Here is a 21,241-nt window from a genome sequence, read left to right on the forward strand (position 1 = left end):
GATGCCGGGCGAGATCGCCTGGCTGCCGGGAGTCGCCGCCTCCGCTCTCGCCGCCCTCGCCGCGTTCCTCGTGCACGCCGCCGTCCCGGCGGCGCCGATGCTGACGGTGGCCGTCGCACTCGGAATCCTCGTCACGCAGCTGCCCGCGACACGCCCGGCGCTCGGCGGGCTCCTCGCGCCGGGCCTCGACGTCTCCGCCCGCACGCTGATGCGCGCGGGAATCGTGCTGCTCGGCCTGAAGCTCTCGCTGGTCGACATCGCGGCGCTCGGCTGGGTCGCGATCCTCGCGGTGGTCGCGATCGTGCTGGCCACCTTCGTCCTCACCCTCGGGCTCGGGAAGGCACTGAAGCTCCCCGGGCAGGAGCCGCTGCTCCTGGCTGCCGGCTTCTCGATCTGCGGCGCCTCCGCCATCGGGGCGATGGCGGGAGCGACGCGGGCGAAAGAATCCGAGCAGGCCACTCCGGTCGCGCTGGTGACCCTCTGCGGGACGCTCGCAATCGCGGTGCTCCCCGCCCTACAGGGGCCGCTCGGTCTCTCGGACCTCCAGTTCGGGCACTGGGTGGGCGCCTCCGTGCACGATGTCGGGCAGGTGGTGGCCACGGCTCAGGTCGCCGGGCCGGCCGCGCTCGCGCTCGCGGTGGTCGTGAAACTGACCCGGGTGGTGATGCTGGCGCCGATGGTCGCCGTCGCAGCCGCGGTCACCCGCCGCCGAGGGGAGGCGGGCGGGGCGCGACCCGCGCTCGTCCCGCTGTTCGTGCTCGGGTTCCTCGCGGCCGTGGTGCTGCGAACGCTGGTCCCGCCGCCGCCGGAGATCGCGGAGTTCGCGGACACGGTGCAGACCTGGCTGCTCGCGGCGGCGCTCTTTGCGCTCGGGACCGCGGTACGCCTCCGTGAGCTGCTGACGACCGGGTGGCGCGCACTGGTCGTGGCGCTGGTGTCGTGGTCGGCGATCGCCGGCCTGGCTCTGCTCGCGGTGCGGGCCTGAGGCGACGCACTGTTACGGGATGCGTCGCCGGAGCGCGGCGACATCGGGAGCGGCCACTAGCGTCGATCGCATGGCAGATCGCGAGTACGGCTTCAAGACGCGGGCAATCCACGCCGGCAACATCCCCGACCTGGTGACGGGCGCGCGAGCGCTGCCGATCTATCAGACGAGCGCGTTCGTCTTCGATGACACCTCCGACGCGGCGGCGCGCTTCGCGCTGCAGAAGTACGGCAACATCTACTCCCGACTCTCGAACCCCACGGTCGCCTCCTTCGAGGAGCGCGTGGCGAGCCTCGAGGGCGGGCTCGGCGCGGTGGCCACCGCTTCCGGCCTGTCGGCGCAGTTCATCACCTTCGCGGCACTCGTCGGAGCCGGCGATCACGTCGTCTCCTCCGCCAACCTCTACGGCGGCTCGATCACCCAGCTCGACGTGACCCTACGGCGCTTCGGAGTCGACACGACCTTCGTGCGTTCGAGCGATCCGGCCGACTACGCGGCAGCGATCACCGAGAAAACGAAGGTGCTCTACGCCGAGACGATCGCGAACCCGTCCGGCGAGATCGCCGACATCGAAGGCCTCGCCGCTGTCGCCCACGCCGCCGGCATCCCCCTCATCATCGACTCCACGGTCGCCACTCCCTATCTGATCCGCCCCCTCGAGTGGGGCGCCGACATCGTGATCCACTCGGCGACGAAGTTCCTCGGCGGGCACGGCACGACCCTCGGCGGGGTCGTCGTCGAGTCGGGCCGGTTCCACTACTCCGCCGAGAAGTTCCCGCTCCTGCACGATCCCGTCGCCTCCTACGGCAATCTCTCCTGGGAGGGGAACTTCGGCGAGTACGGCTTCCTCACCCGTCTGCGCGCCGAGCAGCTGCGCGACATCGGCCCGGTGCTGGCTCCTCATTCGGCGTTCCTGCTCGCGCAGGGCGTCGAGACCCTCCCCTATCGGATCCAGGCGCACGTCGACAACGCACGCCGCGTCGCCGAGTGGCTCGACGCCGACCCGCGCATCGAGGCGGTCTATTGGGCCGGGCTGCCCGGGCACCCCCACCACGAGCGCGCACAGAAGTACCTGCCGAAGGGGCCCGGCTCCGTCTTCAGCTTCGTGGTCGCCGGCGGGCGCGCCGTCGGCCAGACCTTCATCGAGTCGGTCGACCTCGCGAGCCACCTCGCCAACATCGGCGACGCCAAGACGCTCGTCATCCACCCCGCCTCGACCACGCACGCGCAGCTCACCGAGCAGCAGCTGCTCGACGCCGGAGTCCTGCCGGGTCTCGTCCGCCTCTCCGTCGGGATCGAGGACGCCGACGACATCATCTACGACCTCGACCAGGCGCTGGCGCGCGCCATCGAGCAGCACGGCACGCCCGCCGCTCCCACCGAGCTCCCCGACGAGACGTCGGCGACTCTGCACACCCCGGCCGTGGAGGTCTGACCATGAGCGACACCGAGACCGTCGTCCAGCTCTCGAACGGCCTGAGCTGCTCGATGCCCGCCCACTCGCCGCTCGCGAAGATGCTGCGCTCGCAGCGCACCTGGGTCGGCCCCGACGCGAAACAGCGGCTCGACATCCTCCGCCGCGCGAAGACCGTCGCGATCGTGGGGGCCTCGCCCAACCCGGCGCGCTCCTCCTTCTTCGTCTCCACCTACCTGCAGCAGTCGAGCGACTACGAGCTGTTCTTCGTGAACCCGAACGCCACCGAGATCCTCGGGCAGCCGGTCTACCGCAGCCTCGCGGAGCTGCCGGTCGTTCCCGACATCGTCGACGTCTTCCGCAAGGGGAGCGATATCCCCTCGGTGATCGACGACGTCGTCGCCGTCGGCGCACCCACCGTCTGGGTGCAGCTGGGCATCTGGAACCAGGAGGCAGCGGAGTACGGCGAGTCGAAGGGGCTCACCGTCGTGATGGACCGCTGCATCAAGGTCGAGCACGCGCGATTCCACGGCGGGCTGCACCTGCTGGGCTTCGACACGGGGCAGATCACCGCGCGCAAGACGATCCGCTGAGTCGGAGCCGCCTCGCGCGCGGGCGAGGACGGCGAGGCGTGAGCGGGCGTCCTGCGTGACGCCTCCCCCGAGAGGGGGATCTGGCTCCGTGTTCTGTGGACGAGCACTGGGTACCGCATCCCAAAGCAACACCGACGGGTTCAGTCGACGATAGGCATGAAGGGCGAGGGAGGACGACTCCCGAGCGTGACTCCACTCTGATCGAGACAACGAATCCGGCCGCCCCGCGGCCCTGAAGAGGTGTTCGAAATGATGAGACAGTCCACATCCATTCCATCGTCCACGACCGTCGGCCGAGCCGCGACGCTCCGCCGACCACGCACGCGCCTCCTCGTTGCGGGGGTCGCCTGCGGCGCCCTCGCTTTCGGGTCGCTGGCGGCTGCTCCGACGGCGTTCGCCGCGCCGGCCGCGATCACCGCCGCCTCCACGACCGCTGCCGCCTGGCCCGTCGTCGCCCAGGGCGAGAACAGCGCGAACGTGCAGACGATCCAGCACCTGCTGAACGCCGCGGGCCAGTCGGTCGAGGCCGATGGCGCCTTCGGCTCGGCCACGGAGGCTGCGGTCACCGCGTTCCAGAGCGCTCGCGGACTCTCGGCCGACGGGATCGTCGGCGAGCAGACCTGGTCGGCGCTGATCACGACCGTGTCCTCCGGCGACACCGGCGAGGCGGTGACCGCTCTGCAAGTGCAGCTCAACAAGACCGGGGCCGGGCTCACCGTCGACGGCGAGTTCGGGGCGGCGACGCTCTCGGCCGTGCAGAACTTCCAGTCGGCGGCTGGTCTCACGGTCGACGGTGTGGCCGGACCGCAGACCTGGCAGTCCCTCGTCGGCTCGGGCTCGGGCTCGAACCCGCAGCCGGGTGAGCCCGGCGAGACCTTCGCGACGTTGAACGAGGAGCAGCTCTCGAACGTGCGCACGATCATCGCGGAGGGCAAGACCGCCGGAGTCCCGCAGTACGGGTGGGTCGTGGCGATCGCCGCCGCAATGCAGGAGTCGCGCCTGCGCAACCTCTCGGGCGGCGATCGCGACTCTGTCGGCCTGTTCCAGCAGCGGCCCTCGGCCGGCTGGGGCACACCCGAGGAGCTCATCGACCCGGTCTATGCCTCGCGTGCCTTCTACGGCGCGGCCAACAGCCCGACGTCGAACACGGGCTTGATGGACATCGACGGGTGGGAGTCGATGTCGGTGACCGAGGCCGCGCAAGCGGTGCAGGTGTCGGGATACCCCGACGCCTACGCGCAATGGGAAACCCTGGCCCGTGAGGCCGTCGCGAGCGAGGGATGAGGATCATGGCCATCACCACCGAGAACCACACCGCCTCTGACGTCAACCGGTATCCCGTCCGGGACGGCTCTCCCGTCTCGTCGCGGAGTCTTCGCTCGCGGCTCGTCGCGATCGTCACAGCGCTTCTGCTCGCCGTCGGCTTCGTCGCAGGGGGGACCGCGAGCGCTCAGGCCGCCGACTGGCCCGTCCTTTCCTCCGGCGCGACCGGCGACGACGTGACTACCGCGCAGTACCTCCTCCGAGGCTCCGGGCAGACGCTCGACGTCGACGGGGCGTTCGGGAGCGGGACATCCGCCGCTGTCACGGCCTTCCAGTCGGCCAACGGCCTCGAGGCCGACGGTGTGATCGGGGAGGCGACATGGAGCGCGATGACCGTGACGGTCCAGAGCGGCTCGTCCGGCGACGCGGTGAGCGCCGTCCAGACGCAAGTGAACGCGAACGGTGCCTCCGTAGCGGTCGACGGCGTCTTCGGCGACGCGACCACCGCTGCCGTGAAGAGCTTTCAGAGCTCCGCCGGGCTGACGGCGGACGGGATCGTGGGCCCCGCCACCTGGAAGGCGTTGATCGCGGGCGGGACGACTGCTCCGCCGAGCGGCGATGCCGCGGCCATCGCCCAGGCGATCCTCGACAACCCGGGGATCGAGCTCTACGACTCGAGCGACGACCCCGCCTCGACCGCGCTCGCCAACATCCGGGACACCGCAGCGGGTCAGCCCGCGAAGACGAGCCCTGAAGGCGACGTCGGGGTCACCTCGGTGTCGCTGGACCCCGTCATGCTCGACGCCCTGCTGAAGCTCAACACGCAGTACGGGCACACTCTGTCGGTGTCGTCGATCGCGGGTGAGGACCACACCTCGACCTCGCGCCACTACACGGGCCACGCGGTCGACATCCCGATCATCGACGGTGTCTTCGTGGCCTCCGGGGCCGACCACCAGGCCGTGCAGGACGCGTGCGCCGCGATGGGTGCGACCCTCACGCTCGGCCCGGGCAACGAGGGTCACTCCGACCACGTGCACTGCGAGTTCTGACCTCGGCTGAGCGGAGGGGGCGGGCGTCCGATCGAGGCGCCCGCCCCCTCCGTCATGCGAGGCGTAGTCTCGGTCCATGAGTGCCTACGTCTCGGTCGTCGACCTGTTCAGCGTGGGGATCGGACCGTCCAGCTCGCATACCGTGGGGCCGATGCGCGCGGCGCTCGCCTTCGCGGAGCGGATCAAAGCGGACGGCCTCCTGGGCCGGGTCAGCCGCATCGGATGCGTCTTGTACGGATCGCTCGGCTCGACCGGGATCGGGCACGGCACGCCGGATGCGGTCGTCGCGGGACTCTCGGGGCTCGACCCGGAGTCGTGCGACCCAGCACTCGTCGGCGGCGCTTGGCGGCGACTCGAGGAGGTGGGCGCCATCGCGCTGGCGGGCGAGCAGCCGCTCGCGATGACACGCGACGACATCGCCTTCGAGCCCCGGACGCGGTTGCCCGAGCACCCGAACGCCCTCACCTTCCACATGTGGCTCGATGGGGAGGCGACGCCGGCGCAGGAGGACACGTTCTTCTCGATCGGCGGCGGCTTCATCCGGCGAGCAGGCGAGCAGGCCGACCTTGCCGGCCTCGCCCCGCACCCGTACCCCTTCGTCTCGGCGGCCGATCTGCTCGCCGTCTGCGCGCGCACGGGAGCGACCATCGCCGACATCTCGGCCGCGAACGAGCGAGCCCTGCACCCGGACAGTGACCTCGATGCACAGCTCGACCGCATCTGGAACGCGATGGCAGCCTGCGTCGAGCGCGGACTCGAGACGGAGGGCGTCCTGCCGGGCGGCCTTGGAGTGCGCCGGCGCGCGAGCCTGCTCCGCAAGCGACTGGAGGCCTTCGAGGAGGATCCGCTGGACCGCGCCCGCGTGACCTCGGTGGAGTGGCTGCACGCCTTCGCGCTGGCGGTGAACGAGGAGAACGCCGCGGGCGGACGGGTCGTGACCGCTCCGACCAACGGAGCCGCCGGGATCATCCCGGCCGTCGGCCATCACTACCTCCGCTTCGTGCCGGGTGCCGATCGGGAGGGGCTGCGGACGTTCCTCCTCACGGCGACCGCCATCGGCTCGCTGTTCACGACCAACGCATCGATCTCGGGAGCCGAGGCCGGCTGCCAGGGCGAGGTCGGCTCGGCGTGCGCGATGGCCGCCGGTGCCCTCTGCGCGGTGCTCGGAGGTACTCCGCAGCAGGTCGAGAACGCGGCGGAGATCGCGATGGAGCATCATCTTGGGCTCACGTGCGACCCGGTGGGCGGCCTCGTGCAGATCCCGTGCATCGAACGGAACGCGATCGCGGCGTCGACTGCGGTCAGTGCTGCGCGGCTCGCCCTGCACGGAGACGGCACGCACCGGGTGTCGCTCGACGCAGTGATCGAGACGATGCGCCAGACGGGAGTCGACATGTCGTCGAAGTACAAGGAGACGAGCGAAGGCGGCCTGGCCGTCAACGTCATCGAGTGCTGAGCGCGGTAGCGACGAGGCGCCGCCTCCTCGCTCAGTCATGAGCACCAGCCGGCGGCTCTGACGCGCGAGTCCCGTGAACCCGGATTACGACAGCACGCGCAGATGTCGGTGGCGGCCTCTAGCGTGAGCCGGGTGAACAGCTCTTCGTCCTCCCTCCTGTCCCGGCCCGTCGTCTCGACGCAGTGGCTGGCCGACCATCTCGGTCGCGACGGTCTCGTCGTCGTCGACGCGAGCGTTCTCCTCGTGCCCGGATTCGACGGGCGACCCGGCTACCTCACGGGAGACGAGCAGTACCTCGTCGAGGGTCACGTGCCGGGGGCCGTGTTCGGCGATCTTCTCGCGCAGCTCTCCGACGACTACGCCTCCCTCCCCTTCTCGCGCCTCAGCCCGGACCGCTTCGCCTCCGCCGTCGGCGCCCTCGGGATCGACGATGACTCGACCGTGGTCGTCTACGACTCGGCGGTAGGGCAGTGGGCCTCGCGCCTGTGGTGGCTACTCCGCGCGGCGGGCCACGAGTCGGTCGCGGTCCTCGACGGCGGGCTCACGGCGTGGCGGCGGGAGGCGCGACCGCTCGAGACCGGCCACGTCGCGCCGACCGCGCGGCCCGGCATCACGGTGCGCGCCGAGCGTCCGGTCTGGGTCGATAAGACCGAGGTCGAGCGCATCGTTCGCGGCGAAGCTCCCGGAGCGCTCGTGTGCGCCGTTCCGCCCCGCGAGTTCACCGGCGAGGCCGGCCACCGGCCACGACTCGGGCACCTCCCCGGCTCGCGGAGCGTTCCCGCCGCGCGACTCGTCGACCGCGAGAGCAACACGCTGCTGCCGCCCGAGCGCCTCCGCGAGCTGTTCGGAGACGCTCTCTCGGCCGAACGGATCGTGCTGTACTGCGCAGGCGGCATCGCGGCCACGGCCGACGCGCTCGCGCTCGCCGTGCTCGGGGTCGAGACGGCGGTCGTCTACGACGGCTCCCTCAACGAGTGGGCGGCCGATCCCGACGCCCCGCTCGTCATCACGGCCGCGTGACGATCGCCTCGGGCAGACGGGTGGTCGGCAGAGCGCACACGAAGCCCTCGCAGAGATGCGCAGTGGGACGCTGGTCGCGGGAACGGCGCCCCGCGAAGAGCTCGAAGCCGGCGGCCTCCCACTCGGCGGCCTGCGCATCGGACACCACGGCCAGCACCCCGAACTCGCTCGCGCGCGCCCCGCGGAGCAGCTCCGGCGCTTCCCCCGGCGCCACCACAATGAGCTGCACGACGGGACGCGCGAGCCGCGACGCCAGGCCCAGCACCGCCCCGAAACCCAGGGGCTGCGCGAGCGCGCCGGGGGCGACGGCGGCAACGACCGCCTCCGCCGCCTCCCGATAGCGCAGCTCTCCGGTCAGCAGGAACAGTTCGTGGGCGGCATCGGCGCACGCCGACAGACCGGAGGCGTACGCGCCCTCCGAGAGATCCGCGGCGAACGACAGCCCGCGCGCCTCGAGCGCCGCGTCGCCACCGCCCGGCAGCGCGAACGGCGGCCACCCCTCTGCGCCTGCCTCGAGAGCGCCGTCGATCAGCTCGCGCGCGGCACGCGCGAACCGGGGCGACCCCTCCGCGAGCGCAAGCCGCAGCAACCCGTTGGCGAGCATCCCCAGATCCTCACGCGCGGGACGCGCCCTCGACACCACGCCCTCAAGGGAGGCGCGCACGGCGAGCCGACCGTCCACGAGATGCCGCTCGAGCACGAACTCCGCCGCACCCCGAGCCGCGTCGAGCCAGTCCGAGCGGCCGAGCACGGCTCCCGCGCGGGCGAGGGCCCCGATCGCGAGCCCGTTCCACCCCGTGACGACCTTCTCGTCAAGCGGAGGCGCAGCCAGCCGTGACCGATCCTCCGCCAGGTAGTAGCCGCCCTCCGACCGACGGCCGTCGACGATGCTCTCGGAGTCCTGCGCGCTCGCGAACCCGCCGCTCGGCCGCCGCAACGTGGTGAGGAGGAAGCCGGCCACCCCCTCCGCCACGGCCGTCAGCGCGGTCACGTCGGACCCCGCCCGCCCGAGCAGCACAGCGGCGACATCGAGCAGTTGCGCGTTGTCGTAGAGCATTCGCTCGTAGTGCGGCTCGCTCCAGTCGGCCCGGGTCGCGTAACGGAAGAACCCGCCGTCGCGATCGCGCAGCGGGGAGGCGGCGAGCGCCAGGAGGGTGCGCTCGGCCAGCGCGGCACCGGAGGGCCGTGACGCGAGGAACCCGAGCACGGGCGCCACCGGGAACTTCGGGGCACCACCGAAGCCGCCGTGCTCACGGTCTTCGTCCTCGGCCAGCAGGCGGACGGCCGCGTCGAGTGCCGTGTCGTCGAGAACTTCGGTCGTCGTCGGCGTCGCGGCCGTCGCCTCCCGAAGCGCCGCCGCGAGGGAGGAGGCCGTCGTCTCGACCTCGTCGCGGCGCTGCCGCCACGCCTCGGCGACCGCGTCGAGCACGTCCGAGAAGGCGGGCACCCCCTGGACCGCTCGCGGCGGGAAGTAGGTGCCGGCAAAGAACGTCTCGCCTCCGGGCGTCGCGAACACGGTGAGTGGCCAGCCGAGCTGGGGGGTGAAGGCACTGGCCGCGGTGAGGTAGGAGGTGTCGACGTCGGGATGCTCCTCGCGGTCGACCTTCACGGCGACGAACTCCGCGTTCACTCGGGCTGCGAGCACCGGGTCCGAGAACGATTCGCGTGCCATCACATGGCACCAGTGGCAGGTGGCGTAGCCGATGGAGATCAGGACGGGAACGTCGCGGCGCTCGGCCTCAGCGAAGGCCTCCTCGCCCCAGGGGAACCAGTCGACGGGATTGTCCGCGTGCGAGCGGAGGTAGGGGCTGACACTGGAGCGCAGTCGTTCGGCCATGCACCAACGCTAGACCGGCGGGCTCCGGGCACAACCTCAGCCAGGACAGGCTCTCGCGCACCATCGTGCGCGAACCGCGCTGTCAGCTGACGTTGTGCCACTCGGACTCGACCTCCTCGCCCGCGGGCAGGAGCGGCAGGGCGACGACCGGCGCGAGGGCGAGGGTGGCGAAGGCGAGCGGATAGCCGACCAGCCCGATGAGCGGTGGCGGTCACGAAGAGCAGGGCTGCCACCGCCGGGATCCCGTCGGACAGAGCGAGCAGCACGAGCACCGTCGCGCCGTACTCGGAGGAGCGGGATCAGGAAGGGCGGGACCGACACGAAGACGGTCGTCGCGGCCTGCGCGGCGACGCCGAGCGCGAGCATCGTCCACGGGTGCGGGGTGCGGAGCTCCTCCGACGTAAACGGGACCCTCGCACGCTACCGCTCGAAAAACCACCCGCGGGGGCGCTCGGCGCCACGGGAGGCGGCGCCGCCTCCGCCACGCCGCCCCAGAGCGAGGTAGGCGAGGCTGCCGACGAACGGGGCGATCACGATGAAGGCGACCCAGCCCACCTTCGCCACCTTCGACAGCCGGGGGTTCGAGAGCACGCCGCTGATCGCGAAGAGCAGCAGCACGAGGTTCACGACCACGAGCAGCGACTGCGGATTCATGGCGGCTCCACGACGTCGTGCGTCTCGGACGAGAAGCGGCGCCGTGGCGCCCGACCGGGACAGGGGGATCTCGCGACATTTCGCGAGAGAGGGCATTCTCTCACGCGGGCGTACCATAGGAGGCTCATGTCAGACGTCCTCAGCATCCGCTACCCGCCCGAACTGCCGGTCTCGGGGAGGCGCGACGACATCGCGGCGGCGATCCGCGACCATCAGGTGGTCATCGTCGCGGGTGCCACCGGGTCGGGCAAGACGACGCAGCTGCCCAAGATCTGCCTGGAGCTCGGGCGCGAGAGCATCGCGCACACGCAGCCCCGCCGCATCGCGGCCCGCACCATCGCCGAGCGCATCGCGGAGGAGCTCGACGACGAGGTCGGCGGCCTCGTCGGCTACCAGGTGCGGTTCACCGACAAGGCGAGCGCGTCGACGCGGATCAAACTGATGACCGACGGCATCCTGCTCAACGAGATGAACCACGACCGGATGCTGAGCCGGTACGACACGATCATCATCGACGAAGCCCACGAGCGCAGCCTCACCATCGACTTCCTGCTCGGGTACCTGCACCGCCTGCTCCTCCAGCGCCCCGAGCTGAAGGTCATCATCACCTCGGCGACCATCGATCCGCAGAGCTTCGCGGAACACTTCGCGGACGCCTCCGGGACGCCCGCACCGATCATCGAGGTGTCAGGCCGCACCTACCCGGTCGAGATCCGCTATCGTCCGCTGGTCGCGGAGGAGCCCGAAGAGGACGACGACTCCGACACGCCGGACGCCACGGCGGGCAGTCGTGATCTGATGACCGGCATCGCCGATGCCCTCGCCGAACTCGCTCGGGAGGATCCGGGCGACGTGCTCGTGTTCCTCTCGGGCGAGAACGAGATCCGCGACGCCGAGGACGCCATCCGCGGGCGGAACCTCCCGGGCACCGAGGTGCTGCCTCTCTACGGTCGGCTCTCGGCGGCCGATCAGCACAGGGTCTTCGAGCGCTCGCGCACTCCCGGCGTCCGCCGCCGGGTCGTGCTCGCGACGAACGTCGCCGAAACGAGCCTCACGGTCCCGGGCATCCGGTATGTGATCGACGGAGGCACGGCTCGCATCTCGCGCTACAGCGCGCGCTCAAAGGTGCAGCGCCTCCCGATCGAGGCCGTGTCGCAGGCCTCCGCGAACCAGCGCTCTGGCCGCTCCGGCCGCACCAGCGCGGGCATCGCGATCCGTCTCTACTCGGAGGAGGACTACCTCCGCCGCCCCGAGTTCACCGATCCCGAGATCCTTCGGACGGGCCTTGCCGCGGTCATCCTGCAGATGATCTCGCTCGGCCTGGGCGACATCGCCTCCTTCCCCTTCCTCACGCCTCCCGACTCCCGCGGCATCAAGGACGGCCTCGACCTGCTCACCGAGCTCGGTGCCGTGCGCACGGCCGCCTCCGCTCGCGCCCCTCGAGAGGCCGGTTCGGTACGCGATGCGGCGGGAGACGCGTCTCCGCGGAGGGGAGCGGGTCCCCAGCTGACCCGGATCGGGCGGGATCTCGCGCGGCTTCCCATCGATCCTCGGTTCGGGCGCATGGTCATCGAGTCGCGCACGCACGGCGTCACTCGCGAGGTCATGGCCATCGTCGCGGGGCTCACGATCCAGGACGTGCGTGAGCGGCCTCTCGAGCGCCGTGCGCAGGCCGACCAGCAGCACGCCCGTTTCGTCGACCCGACGAGCGATTTCCTCACCCTGCTCGCCCTCTGGAACTACCTCGAGGAGAAACAGGCCGAACTCTCGTCGGGCGCTTTCCGCCGCCTCTGCAAGGCCGAGTACCTCAACTACCTCCGGGTGCGGGAGTGGCAGGACGTGTTCCGCCAGCTGCGGCAGCTCGCCCGTCCGCTGAAGCTCGAGGTCGGCGAGCCGAAGGTCGACCCTGACGGCATCCACCGGAGCATTCTGGCGGGGCTGCTCTCGCACCTCGGCATCAAGGACACCACCTCGCAGCAGGCCCAGCGCGCCGCGAAGAACCGCGAGCGCCAGAATGTGCAGTATGTCGGGGCGCGCAACGCGCGGTTCTCGATCTTCCCAGGTAGTGCCCTGGCCAAGAAGCTCCCTGACGCGGTGATGAGCGCCGAGCTCGTCGAGACGAGCCGTCTCTTCGCGCGCTCCAACGCGGCGATCGACCCGGCGTGGGCCGAGCCCATCGCCGGCGAGCTCGTGAAGCGGCAGTTCAGCGAGCCGCACTGGGAGAAGGCGCAGGGCGCCGCGGTCGCCTACGAGAAGGTCACGCTCTACGGAGTCCCGATCGTCGCGCGCCGCCGTGTGCAGTTCTCGCGGATCGACGCCTCTTTCGCCCGCGAGCTCTTCATCAGGCACGCCCTCGTCGAGGGCGAGTGGGAGGCGCGGCACGCCTTCGACCGCAAGAACCGGGCCCTGCGCGCCGAACTCGAGCGGCTCGAGGAGCGCACCCGCCGCCGCGACGTGCTCGTCGATGACGAGGCCGTCTTCGACTTCTACGATCGCCGTGTCCCGCGCGACGTCGCCTCGGTGCGTTCCTTCGACTCCTGGTGGCGCACCGCGCAGCACGACGACCCCGAGCTGCTGACCATGACGCAGCAGACCCTCCTGCCCGAGGACGCGGAGGTGATCGACGAGACCGCGTACCCGACCCAGTGGCGTCAGGCCGATCAGCGCTTCCGTCTCTCGTACCGCTTCGAGCCCGGAACCGAGGAGGACGGAGTGACGGTGCACGTGCCGCTCGCGCTCCTGCCCCGCGTGACGCCGCTGGGCTTCGACTGGCTCGTGCCGGGGCTGCGCGACGAGCTCGTCACCGCGATGATCAAGGCGCTGCCGAAGCAGTTGCGCCGCACCGTGGTGCCCGCCACGGACTGGGCACGCCGGCTCACGGCGGTGCTGCCCCAGGAGGTGCCCAACCCGCCGACGGAGTCGTTCGCCGCGACCCTCGCGGCAGCGATCCGCCGCGAGGCGGGTGTGGTCGTGCGGCCGGAGGACTTCGACCTCGACCGCATCCCCTCCCATCTGCGGGTGACCTTCGCCGTCGCCGACGAGCGCGGGCGGACCATCGCGGCGGGCAAGGATCTCGCACCCCTGGCCGAGCGCCTGCGCGGCCGGGTCCGCGACGAGGTCGCCCGTGTGGTCGAGGCGCGCATCCCGGACGCGCTCGAGCGACGGGGCCTGACAAGCTGGGACATGCCGGAGCTGCCGCGCGTCACCGACACGAGGCAGGGCGGCAACACGATCCGCGCCTACCCCGCGCTCATCGACGAGGGCGACTCGGTGTCGATCCGCCTGCTCGCGACGGCCGAGGATCAGGCCCGCGAGCATCCGCGGGGCGTGCGGCGTCTCCTGCTGCTCGCGACGCCTAGCCCGGTCGCGTACGTGCAGCAGCACCTCACCTCGAACGAGAAGCTCGTGCTCGCGCAGAGCCCGTACCAGAACACCTCGGCGCTGTTCGCCGATTGCCTGCTCGCGAGCGTGGATGCCGTCCTGTGGCGGATGAAGCCCGACGGCATGCTGTTCCTCCGGGCCGAGTTCGATGCGGTGCGCGACCGCGTCTCGGCGAGCGTGATGGACACGATGTTCGAGACCGTGAAGACGGTCACCACGATCCTCACCACGGCACGCGGGGTCGAGAAGGCGTTGAAGGCCTCGACGAGCATGGCGTTGCTGCCGGCGCTCACCGACGCCCGGGAGCAGTTGCGCGGGCTGGTCTACGCCGGGTTCGTGTCGGCGACCGGTCTGGAACGCCTTCGCCACCTGCCGCGCTACCTCGCCGCGATCACGGAGCGCTTCGGCAAGATCGGCGAGAACGTCGGCCGTGACAGGGTCTGGTTGACCGAAGTCCAGGCGGCGCACGAGCTGTACCGCGCGGCCGGAGGGGTCGTGCCGCTGCCCGCACACGCCCCGGACCGCCTCGCCCGCGCCCGGTGGATGATCGAGGAGTTGCGGGTCAGCTTCTTCGCGCAGGGCCTGGGCACGGCCGAGAGCGTGTCGCTGCAGCGCATCCGGAAGGTGCTCGCGGGCTGAGCCCGGCAGGCGACCGTCCGGGTAGTGTCGACCGGTGGGCACGTACACCGAACTCTTGAAGACCCCCGGGGTGGGGCGCATCATCGCGGCACAGCTCACCGCACGGTTCCCCTTCGGGATGCTCTCGCTCGCGTTCCTCCTGCATGTCGAGCGGGTGCACGGCTCCTACGCGGCAGCGGGGCTCGTGCTGGGCTCGATGTCGGTCGGGCAGGCCATCGCCGGGCCGCTGACCAGCCGCCTGATGGGCCGGCTCGGCATGCGCCGGGTGCTCACGCTGACCCTCGTGGTCTGCGCGAGCGCGATCGTCGCGATGGCGCTCCTGCCCCTCGAGGTCTGGCAGTTCGTCGTCATCGGCTTCGTCTCCGGGCTGAGCATGCCTCCCGTGCAGCCGGCCGTGCGCACGATCTATCCCAAGATGGTGACGGGCTCTCAGCTGACCCCGCTCTTCTCGCTCGACGCCTCGGCCCAGGAGATCATCTGGGTGCTCGGTCCGGTGCTGACGACGTTCGTGTCGATCCAGGTGTCGACGGTCGCGGGCATCGTGACCGCCGCGGTGTTCCTCGTCGGAGGCGGCATCTGGTTCATCGCGTCTCCGGAGGTCGGGCGGGTGCGCATCCCGCGCTCGCGGCGACGGCTCGGCGCGGTGCTGACGAAGCCTCCCGTGCTGCTGGCGACGGTCGTGGGGTTTCTTCTGGTCGGGGCGTGTGCGGCTCTGGAGGCGGGCGTCGTCGCCATCTTCGCTCACGGCGGCCCCCAGTCGGGCGTCGTCCTCGCGATCTTCGCGGCGGGCTCCCTCCTCGGCGGTCTCGTGCTCGGCCACCTCCCGATCAGCCGGTGGGCGACGGCGCGACGCATGTCCATCGTGACCGTGGGCATGGGACTCGCCGCCGCCTCCACGAACTTCTGGTGGCTGAGCGGGACCCTGTTCGTCGCGGGGATCGGCATTGCGCCGGCACTCGCCGCCCTCTTCGCGATCACGGCCTCGAGCGTGCGCTTCTCTGACACGGCGGAGGCGTACGGCTGGGTCGGCACGGGGCAGCTCATCGGAGCGGCGCTCGGCTCGGCCATCGCGGGAGTGCAGATCGACCACTCCGGACCGACCGCGGCGATCGTGGTCGCAGCCGTTTTCGCCGGCCTCGGGTTCCTCGTGCCGGCGTTCGGGCGGCGGTTCCACCCGGATCTCCGCGGCCGCGACGCGAGCCCGCTCCCCGACACCGAGCCGGTGACGCTGCCGAGCTGACATCGACGACCGGTGTCGGTGGAACGTGTGACCATGGAAAGCATGAGCGTTCCCCTCCTCCCCCTCAACGACGGCCGCGCGATCCCGCAGATCGGGCTCGGCGTCTACAAGATCGGTGATGCCGAGGCGTCGCGCGTGGTCGCCTCCGCGATCGAAGCGGGCTACCGCCACGTCGACACGGCGACGCTCTACGCCAACGAGCGCGGGGTGGGCGAGGGCATCAGGGCGAGCGGGCTCCCGCGCGAGCAGGTCTTCGTGACGACCAAGGTGTGGAACGACGACCACGGCTTCGACGAGACGCTCGCCGCCTTCGACCGCAGCCTCGAACTGCTCGGCACCGACTACGTCGACCTCTACCTCGTGCACTGGCCGATCCCCTCCCGCGACCGTTACGTCGACACTTACCGGGCTCTCGAGCGCCTGCGACAGGAGGGTCGTGCGCGCTCGATCGGCGTCTCGAACTTCGCCATCGAGCACCTCGAGCGCCTCCTCGACGAGACCGGAGTCGTGCCAGCCGTCAACCAGGTCGAACTGCACCCACGGCTCCCGCAGGACGAGCTGCTCGCCTTCGACTCGGCGCACGGGATCGTGACGCAGGCATGGTCGCCGCTGGCACGCGGGCGCCTCCTCGACGATCCGGTGCTCGCAGGTCTCGCCGCCGCGCACGGCGTCTCGCCCGCGCAGGTCGTGCTGCGTTGGCACGTGCAACGAGGGGTCGGCGTCATCCCGAAGTCGGCCGACCCGGGGCGGATCCGGCAGAACCTCGACGTGTTCGGGTTCGAGCTCGACGCCGACGAGATGGCGGCTCTCGCCGGACTCGCCACCGGCGAGCGCACGGGCCGCGACCCGCGATTCGATTGAGGCGCGAGGTGACGACGCGAACGGCGCTCCTCCTGCACGGGCTCGGCGGCGACGGAGGCACCTGGTGGCGCGTCGCGGAGGGGCTGCGTGCGGCGGGGTGGACTGTCGACACTCCCGATCTGCGCGGCCACGGAGAACGGGGCACCAGGGGAGGCTCCTCCCGGCACGACGACTACGCCGACGACGTGCTCGCCCTCAGTCCTTCCGAAGGCCCGTGGGACCTCGTGGTCGGCCACTCCCTCGGCGGGGCGATCGCCGTGCGTGCCGCGGCACGGGACGCGGAGTGGGCGCGACGGCTCGCGCTGCTCGACCCGGTCCTGCGCCTCGAGCCGCACGAGCGCGCCGACGTCAGGGCGGGCGAGCTCGCCGCCTTCGACACGACACCCGAGGAGCTCGCGCGCGAGACTCCGCAGTGGAGCGAGCGCGACCGCGCCGAGAAGCTGCGGGCACTTCGCGCGGCAGACCGCGCCTCCGTCGCCGCCACGATCGACGACAACGACCCGTGGGACCTGCTGACCGACGTGCCCGCGCTTCGGCTGCCCGTGCTGGTGCTCGGAGGCGATCCCGAGGTGTTCACCTTCTTTCCGCCGGCCCTCGCCGCCCGGGTCCTGCACGCGAACCCGCGGGTGCGTTACGCCTCCGTGCAGGGCGCCGGCCACAGCCCTCATCGCGAGCGGCCGGAGGCGACCCTCGCGATGCTCCGCGAGTGGGCCGAGAGCGCGGCCACGGCCTGAACGATCCGTGCCCTCGATGCGAAAGGCCGCCCACGGCACCCCGTGTTTCGGTCCCGTGAAATCTCGGCACAGGGGGTGGGGCACCTCCCGTTTCTGTGAATAGCCTCGCAGAGAACGCGTACTCCTCCCAGCTTCGCGGAGGCGGCGCACCGGGTCGCCGCAGTGGCGCCCGTTCTCGAGAAAAGGGAGCCCCCGTGGCGCGAACCACCAGGAACCACCCGAGCAGCACACGCCGCCGCAGAACGCTCATCGGCGCGAGCGGAATGATCGGCGCCGGCGCCATGATCGCCGGCGTCGCCTTCGCGCCGTCGGCGAGCGCCGTCGAGCCCGTCGACTTCGCGGCAGCCGTCACGGTCGACGGCATCATGACCCATCTGGAGGCGTTCCAGGCGATCGCCGACGCGAACGACGGCAACCGGGCGATCGGCACGGACGGTTACGAGCAGAGCGGCGAGTACGTCGAGGCCGTGCTGAAGGCCGCCGGCTACACGACCGAGCGACAGGACTTCACGACCGCGACCCAGACGATCGACGCGTTCTCGCTCGAGACGGCTCCCGCGGTGACGGGCGTACCGATGGAGTTCACACCGTCGACCCCGGCCGGCGGCGTGAGCGCCGAGCTCGTGACCCCCGTCGACCCGCTCGGCTGCGACGCCGACGCGTGGGCCGGCGTCGACGCGACGGGGCTCATCGCGCTGGTCAGTCGCGGGGCGTGCAGCTTCCTCGAGAAGTCGACTGCCGCCGGCGCGGCAGGCGCCGCCGCGATCCTCATCTACGACAACGTCGCGAGCGACGCGCTCAACGGCACCTATGGCGGGCCCGACGACTCCGCGATCCCGGGCGCGGGCCTCACCCAGGCCGAAGGCCAGTCGCTCCTCGCCGCCCTGCCGACGACGGCCGCTCTGACGATCGAGCAGACCACCTCCGAGGTCGAGACGTTCAACATCCTCACCGAGACTCCGGGTGGCGACCACGACAACGTGGTCATGCTCGGCGCCCACCTCGACGGCGTGCCCGAGGGCCCGGGCATCAACGACAACGGCTCCGGGTCGGCGACACTCCTCGAGACCGCCGTACAACTCGCGGAGGCGGGCCCGACCACCAACGCGGTCCGGTTCGCCTGGTGGGGCGCCGAAGAGGTGGGCCTCGTCGGCTCGTACACCTACGTCGATTCCCTCTCGGAGGAGGAGGCGGCGAAGATCGCGACGTACATGAACTTCGACATGATCGCCTCGCCCAACTATGTGATCTCGGTCTACGACGCGAACGAGTCGAGCTTCGAGGCTCCGGTCACGGTGCCCGCGGGCTCGATCGCCACGGAGAAGGCGTTCACCGACTACTTCGACTCGATCGGTCAGCCCTGGATCGACACGGCCTTCGACGGCCGTAGCGACTACGACGGCTTCATCTCGGTCGGCATTCCCGCCTCCGGAGTCTTCACGGGGGCCGACGACGTGAAGACCGAGGAGGAGGTCGCCCTCTTCGGCGGCACCGCGGGCATCCCGCAGGACCCGAACTACCACACGGCCGCCGATGACCTGTCGAACGTGAACAAGGAGGCTCTCGGCATCACCTCGAAGGCGATCGCGTTCGTGACGGCCTCCTTCGCGAACGACACCTCGACCATCGACGCCGAGAAAGATCCGTCGACGCCCACGCCGACTCCGACCGCGACGCCGGAGCCGACCACCACGCCCACAGCGGAGCCGACCGCGACTCCGACCGCAGAGCCCACGGCGACTCCGACCGCGGAGCCCACCGCCGCGCCGACGGCGCAGCCCGCCCCGAGCAGTACCCCGACCGCGGTCGCGGGACACTCGGGGACGCGCCCGCCGCTCGCCACGACAGGCGCGGACGCGGCGCTGCCGCTCGGGATCGGCGGCCTGCTGATCGCAGCCGGTCTCGGCGGTCTCGTGCTCGCCCTGCGACGCCCTCGGGCCGAGCGCGGCTGACCCCGCCCCCTGGGAGCCGCCCGACGTCGCCTCGCGCGACGGCCGGGCGGCTCCGTCGTCTCGCCCCTCACCGTCGAAGCCGGTGTGCGCGACGAGCCGGAGGGAGCGATGCCTTTCACGATGTCACGGGCTTCCCGCCGCTCCCGAGACGGTGTTCACTGAGCCCATGCGAGCGATCTGGAAAGGCGCGATCACCTTCGGCCTGGTCAACGTGCCGGTGAAGATCTACAGCGCGACCGAGGATCACGACATCACCCTGCATCAGGTCCACGACACGGACGGCGGGCGGATCCGCTACCAGCGCCGGTGCGAGGTCTGCGGCGAGGTCGTGTCGTTCGACCACATCGACAAGGCCTACGACGACGGCGAGCGCACCGTCGTGCTGTCGAAGGCGGAGCTCACGGCGCTCCCCGAGGAGCGCGACCGTGAGATCGATGTGGTGCAGTTCGTGCCGAGCGAGCAGGTCGATCCGATCATGTTCGACCGCGCCTACATCCTCGAGCCCGACTCCCCCTCCCCCAAGGCCTACGTGCTGCTGCGGCGGACGCTCGAGCAGACCGATCGCACGGCGATCGTCGAGTTCGCGCTGCGGCAGAAGACCCGGCTGGCCGCGCTTCGGGTGCGCGGCCAGCTGCTGATGCTGCAGACCCTCCTCTGGGCCGACGAGGTGCGCGAGGTCGAGTTCCCCTCGCTCGGGGGGACGACCCGGATCGCAGCGCGCGAGCTCGAGATGTCGGCGCACCTCGTCGACTCCTACTCTGAGGACTTCGACGCGACCAAGTTCCATGACGCCTATCAGGAGGAGCTGCGCACGCTCATCGACGCGAAGCTCGAGCAGGGCGACGCGCTCGACACGGCGGCGACCTTCGGCGAGGCCCCCGAGGAGGAGGGCGGCGGCGAGGTGCTCGACCTCATGGAGGCGCTCAAGCGCTCGGTCGAGCGCAGTCGCGAGGCGAAGGCGGCCTCTGCGAGGGGCGCGGGCACGACCGACACCGCACCGACGACGACCGAGAAGACGGCCGCTCCCCGCACGTCCGCTGCGACGAAGAAGGCGGTGTCCTGATCCGGCGAGTCAGTCGACGTCGTCGAGATCGACGGCGGCCGCGGTGACGAGCGCGAGCAGCGCCTCCGCGTAGGCGTTCTCCGCCGACTCGGCCTCGAACGACCTGGCAGAGTCTCGGAGCTCGATCTCGACCGCGAAAAGCACCTCCTCCGCGGTGACGATCCGGTGGAGGGAACGGAAGGCTCCGCGCAGCAGCTCGCGCAACTGGTCCTCCCTGGGGAGCCAGAGCGAGTCGTCCAGGGCGACCGAGTCGAGCGCCCACTCCGTCGTGCCGTTGAAGCCGAGCACGGTGCCGCTCGGGTACTCGTGTGCCTCGATCGTCATATCGCTGACGGTGAAGACCTCGCCGTCGAGGCGTTCGACACAGAAGCGGTCGCCGCTCGACGGCGTCCAGCGCACGCCCGCCGTGCGCAGGGCGCGGGCCAGCTCGGAGGAGATCATCGCCCGAGTCTGCCCCTGCTTCCCGGATATCGCCCGCGGACCGCTCGCGGTTCTCCGTTGCCCGTTTCCCGGGACGGGTGGCCCCGGTTTAATGGACCGGGTTGCGTAATCTGAAGGAGTCGGGGGACGCGGAGATGACGCCGCAGGAGTGTCGCGAGACGAGCGTCGATCTGGTGGTCGCGACTCGGGAGCTGCTCGAGTGCCGAGAGGCCAGGGCCGCCGAGGTCTTCTCCACGAACGGTGCGGGATCGGCCATCGCCTTCGATCTCTGGGCGCCACCCGACGACGAACGAGCAGCCGCCTGCCTCCGCGTGGCCCGCTACTGGACGTCGCTCGGCCTGACGGTCGATGTCTTCGGAGGACCATCGCGGCCCTGCGTGCGCGGAACGGGTGACACGATCCTCCGGGCGATCTTCGACACCGGCTCCCTGGCCGATCTGTACGCGCTCTCGGTCACCGTCCGCTGCCCGGGCGGAGGCACGGCCCCTCGGCTCGACGACGGTGCCCTCCTCGGCGAGTGAGATCCCGCGCCACTCCTCGCGACGGAGGCGGCCCCGATGTCGGTGGATGAGTTTACGTTCATGAAACGTCCGGTTCACGGCCCGGGCACCCGCGGTGCTTAGCGTGGCAATGCGTACCCCACATCCGGGGCGCGC

Annotated in this window: 17 protein-coding genes; 14 read left to right on the plus strand and 3 right to left on the minus strand. The window is 71.0% G+C overall.

The window, feature by feature from the left end; genetic code table 11:
* Position 1 precedes the first annotated feature (1 nt).
* The 7 genes from ITJ45_RS09805 (at position 2) to ITJ45_RS09835 (ending at position 7,783) form a co-directional block, all read left to right on the plus strand.
* Positions 2-985, plus strand: a complete 984-nt coding sequence (locus tag ITJ45_RS09805; RefSeq protein WP_194609804.1) for a YeiH family protein — start codon at positions 2-4, stop codon at positions 983-985.
* 70 nt (positions 986-1,055) lie between these two features.
* On the plus strand, positions 1,056-2,420 hold the full coding sequence (locus tag ITJ45_RS09810; RefSeq protein WP_194609413.1) for an O-acetylhomoserine aminocarboxypropyltransferase/cysteine synthase family protein: 1,365 nt from the start codon (positions 1,056-1,058) through the stop codon (positions 2,418-2,420).
* A 2-nt stretch (positions 2,421-2,422) separates the two neighbouring features.
* Positions 2,423-2,992, plus strand: a complete 570-nt coding sequence (locus ITJ45_RS09815) for a CoA-binding protein (RefSeq protein ID WP_194609415.1) — start codon at positions 2,423-2,425, stop codon at positions 2,990-2,992.
* A 249-nt stretch (positions 2,993-3,241) separates the two neighbouring features.
* Positions 3,242-4,276, plus strand: a complete 1,035-nt coding sequence (locus tag ITJ45_RS09820; RefSeq protein WP_194609417.1) for a peptidoglycan-binding domain-containing protein — start codon at positions 3,242-3,244, stop codon at positions 4,274-4,276.
* Positions 4,277-4,281: 5 nt separating this feature from the next.
* Positions 4,282-5,307 carry a peptidoglycan-binding protein gene (locus ITJ45_RS14330; protein ID WP_194609428.1) on the plus strand — a complete coding sequence of 342 codons (1,026 nt, stop codon included), beginning with the start codon at positions 4,282-4,284 and terminating at the stop codon, positions 5,305-5,307.
* Positions 5,308-5,383: 76 nt separating this feature from the next.
* Positions 5,384-6,763 carry an L-serine ammonia-lyase gene (locus ITJ45_RS09830; RefSeq protein ID WP_194609430.1) on the plus strand — a complete coding sequence of 460 codons (1,380 nt, stop codon included), beginning with the start codon at positions 5,384-5,386 and terminating at the stop codon, positions 6,761-6,763.
* Positions 6,764-6,895: 132 nt separating this feature from the next.
* The gene (locus ITJ45_RS09835; protein WP_194609432.1) at positions 6,896-7,783 is read left to right on the plus strand and encodes a sulfurtransferase; all 888 of its coding nucleotides are present in this window, start codon (positions 6,896-6,898) and stop codon (positions 7,781-7,783) included.
* Here the strand turns inward: ITJ45_RS09835 and ITJ45_RS09840 are convergent.
* Entirely contained in the window at positions 7,770-9,620 is a 1,851-nt protein-coding gene (locus ITJ45_RS09840) for a thioredoxin domain-containing protein (protein WP_194609434.1), read from the minus strand. The two genes, ITJ45_RS09835 and ITJ45_RS09840, sit on opposite strands and share 14 nt — an antisense overlap.
* Positions 9,621-10,040: 420 nt before the next feature.
* Positions 10,041-10,274, minus strand: coding sequence for a PLDc N-terminal domain-containing protein (locus ITJ45_RS09845; RefSeq protein WP_194609806.1), 234 nt, complete (start codon positions 10,272-10,274; stop codon positions 10,041-10,043).
* A gap of 126 nt (positions 10,275-10,400) precedes the next feature.
* Between ITJ45_RS09845 and hrpA the strand changes: the two genes are divergently transcribed.
* The 6 genes from hrpA to ITJ45_RS09875 all read left to right on the plus strand — a co-directional run bounded on the left by hrpA (position 10,401) and on the right by ITJ45_RS09875 (position 20,144).
* Positions 10,401-14,294 carry an ATP-dependent RNA helicase HrpA gene (gene hrpA / locus ITJ45_RS09850; RefSeq protein ID WP_416365293.1) on the plus strand — a complete coding sequence of 1,298 codons (3,894 nt, stop codon included), beginning with the start codon at positions 10,401-10,403 and terminating at the stop codon, positions 14,292-14,294.
* Between the two features lie 34 nt (positions 14,295-14,328).
* Positions 14,329-15,534, plus strand: a complete 1,206-nt coding sequence (locus ITJ45_RS09855; RefSeq protein ID WP_194609436.1) for an MFS transporter — start codon at positions 14,329-14,331, stop codon at positions 15,532-15,534.
* 42 nt (positions 15,535-15,576) lie between these two features.
* The gene (locus ITJ45_RS09860) at positions 15,577-16,395 is read left to right on the plus strand and encodes an aldo/keto reductase (protein WP_228493801.1); all 819 of its coding nucleotides are present in this window, start codon (positions 15,577-15,579) and stop codon (positions 16,393-16,395) included.
* Positions 16,396-16,403: 8 nt separating this feature from the next.
* Positions 16,404-17,129, plus strand: a complete 726-nt coding sequence (locus ITJ45_RS09865) for an alpha/beta fold hydrolase (protein ID WP_194609440.1) — start codon at positions 16,404-16,406, stop codon at positions 17,127-17,129.
* A 194-nt stretch (positions 17,130-17,323) separates the two neighbouring features.
* The gene (locus ITJ45_RS09870; RefSeq protein WP_323742976.1) at positions 17,324-19,081 is read left to right on the plus strand and encodes a M28 family metallopeptidase; all 1,758 of its coding nucleotides are present in this window, start codon (positions 17,324-17,326) and stop codon (positions 19,079-19,081) included.
* 166 nt (positions 19,082-19,247) lie between these two features.
* A complete protein-coding gene (locus ITJ45_RS09875; RefSeq protein ID WP_194609442.1) occupies positions 19,248-20,144 on the plus strand; it encodes a Ku protein in 897 nt (298 codons plus the stop codon).
* A 9-nt stretch (positions 20,145-20,153) separates the two neighbouring features.
* Here the strand turns inward: ITJ45_RS09875 and ITJ45_RS09880 are convergent, their stop codons facing one another.
* Positions 20,154-20,585 carry a pilus assembly protein CpaE gene (locus ITJ45_RS09880; RefSeq protein ID WP_194609443.1) on the minus strand — a complete coding sequence of 144 codons (432 nt, stop codon included), beginning with the start codon at positions 20,583-20,585 and terminating at the stop codon, positions 20,154-20,156.
* A gap of 134 nt (positions 20,586-20,719) precedes the next feature.
* On the opposite strand from ITJ45_RS09880, the gene ITJ45_RS09885 reads away from it, so the two are divergent.
* A complete protein-coding gene (locus tag ITJ45_RS09885) occupies positions 20,720-21,106 on the plus strand; it encodes a hypothetical protein (protein WP_194609445.1) in 387 nt (128 codons plus the stop codon).
* The last annotated feature ends 135 nt before the right edge of the window (positions 21,107-21,241 follow it).

Source organism: Rathayibacter sp. VKM Ac-2879 (genome assembly GCF_015351245.1).
In the GTDB taxonomy this organism is placed as follows: domain Bacteria; phylum Actinomycetota; class Actinomycetes; order Actinomycetales; family Microbacteriaceae; genus Rathayibacter.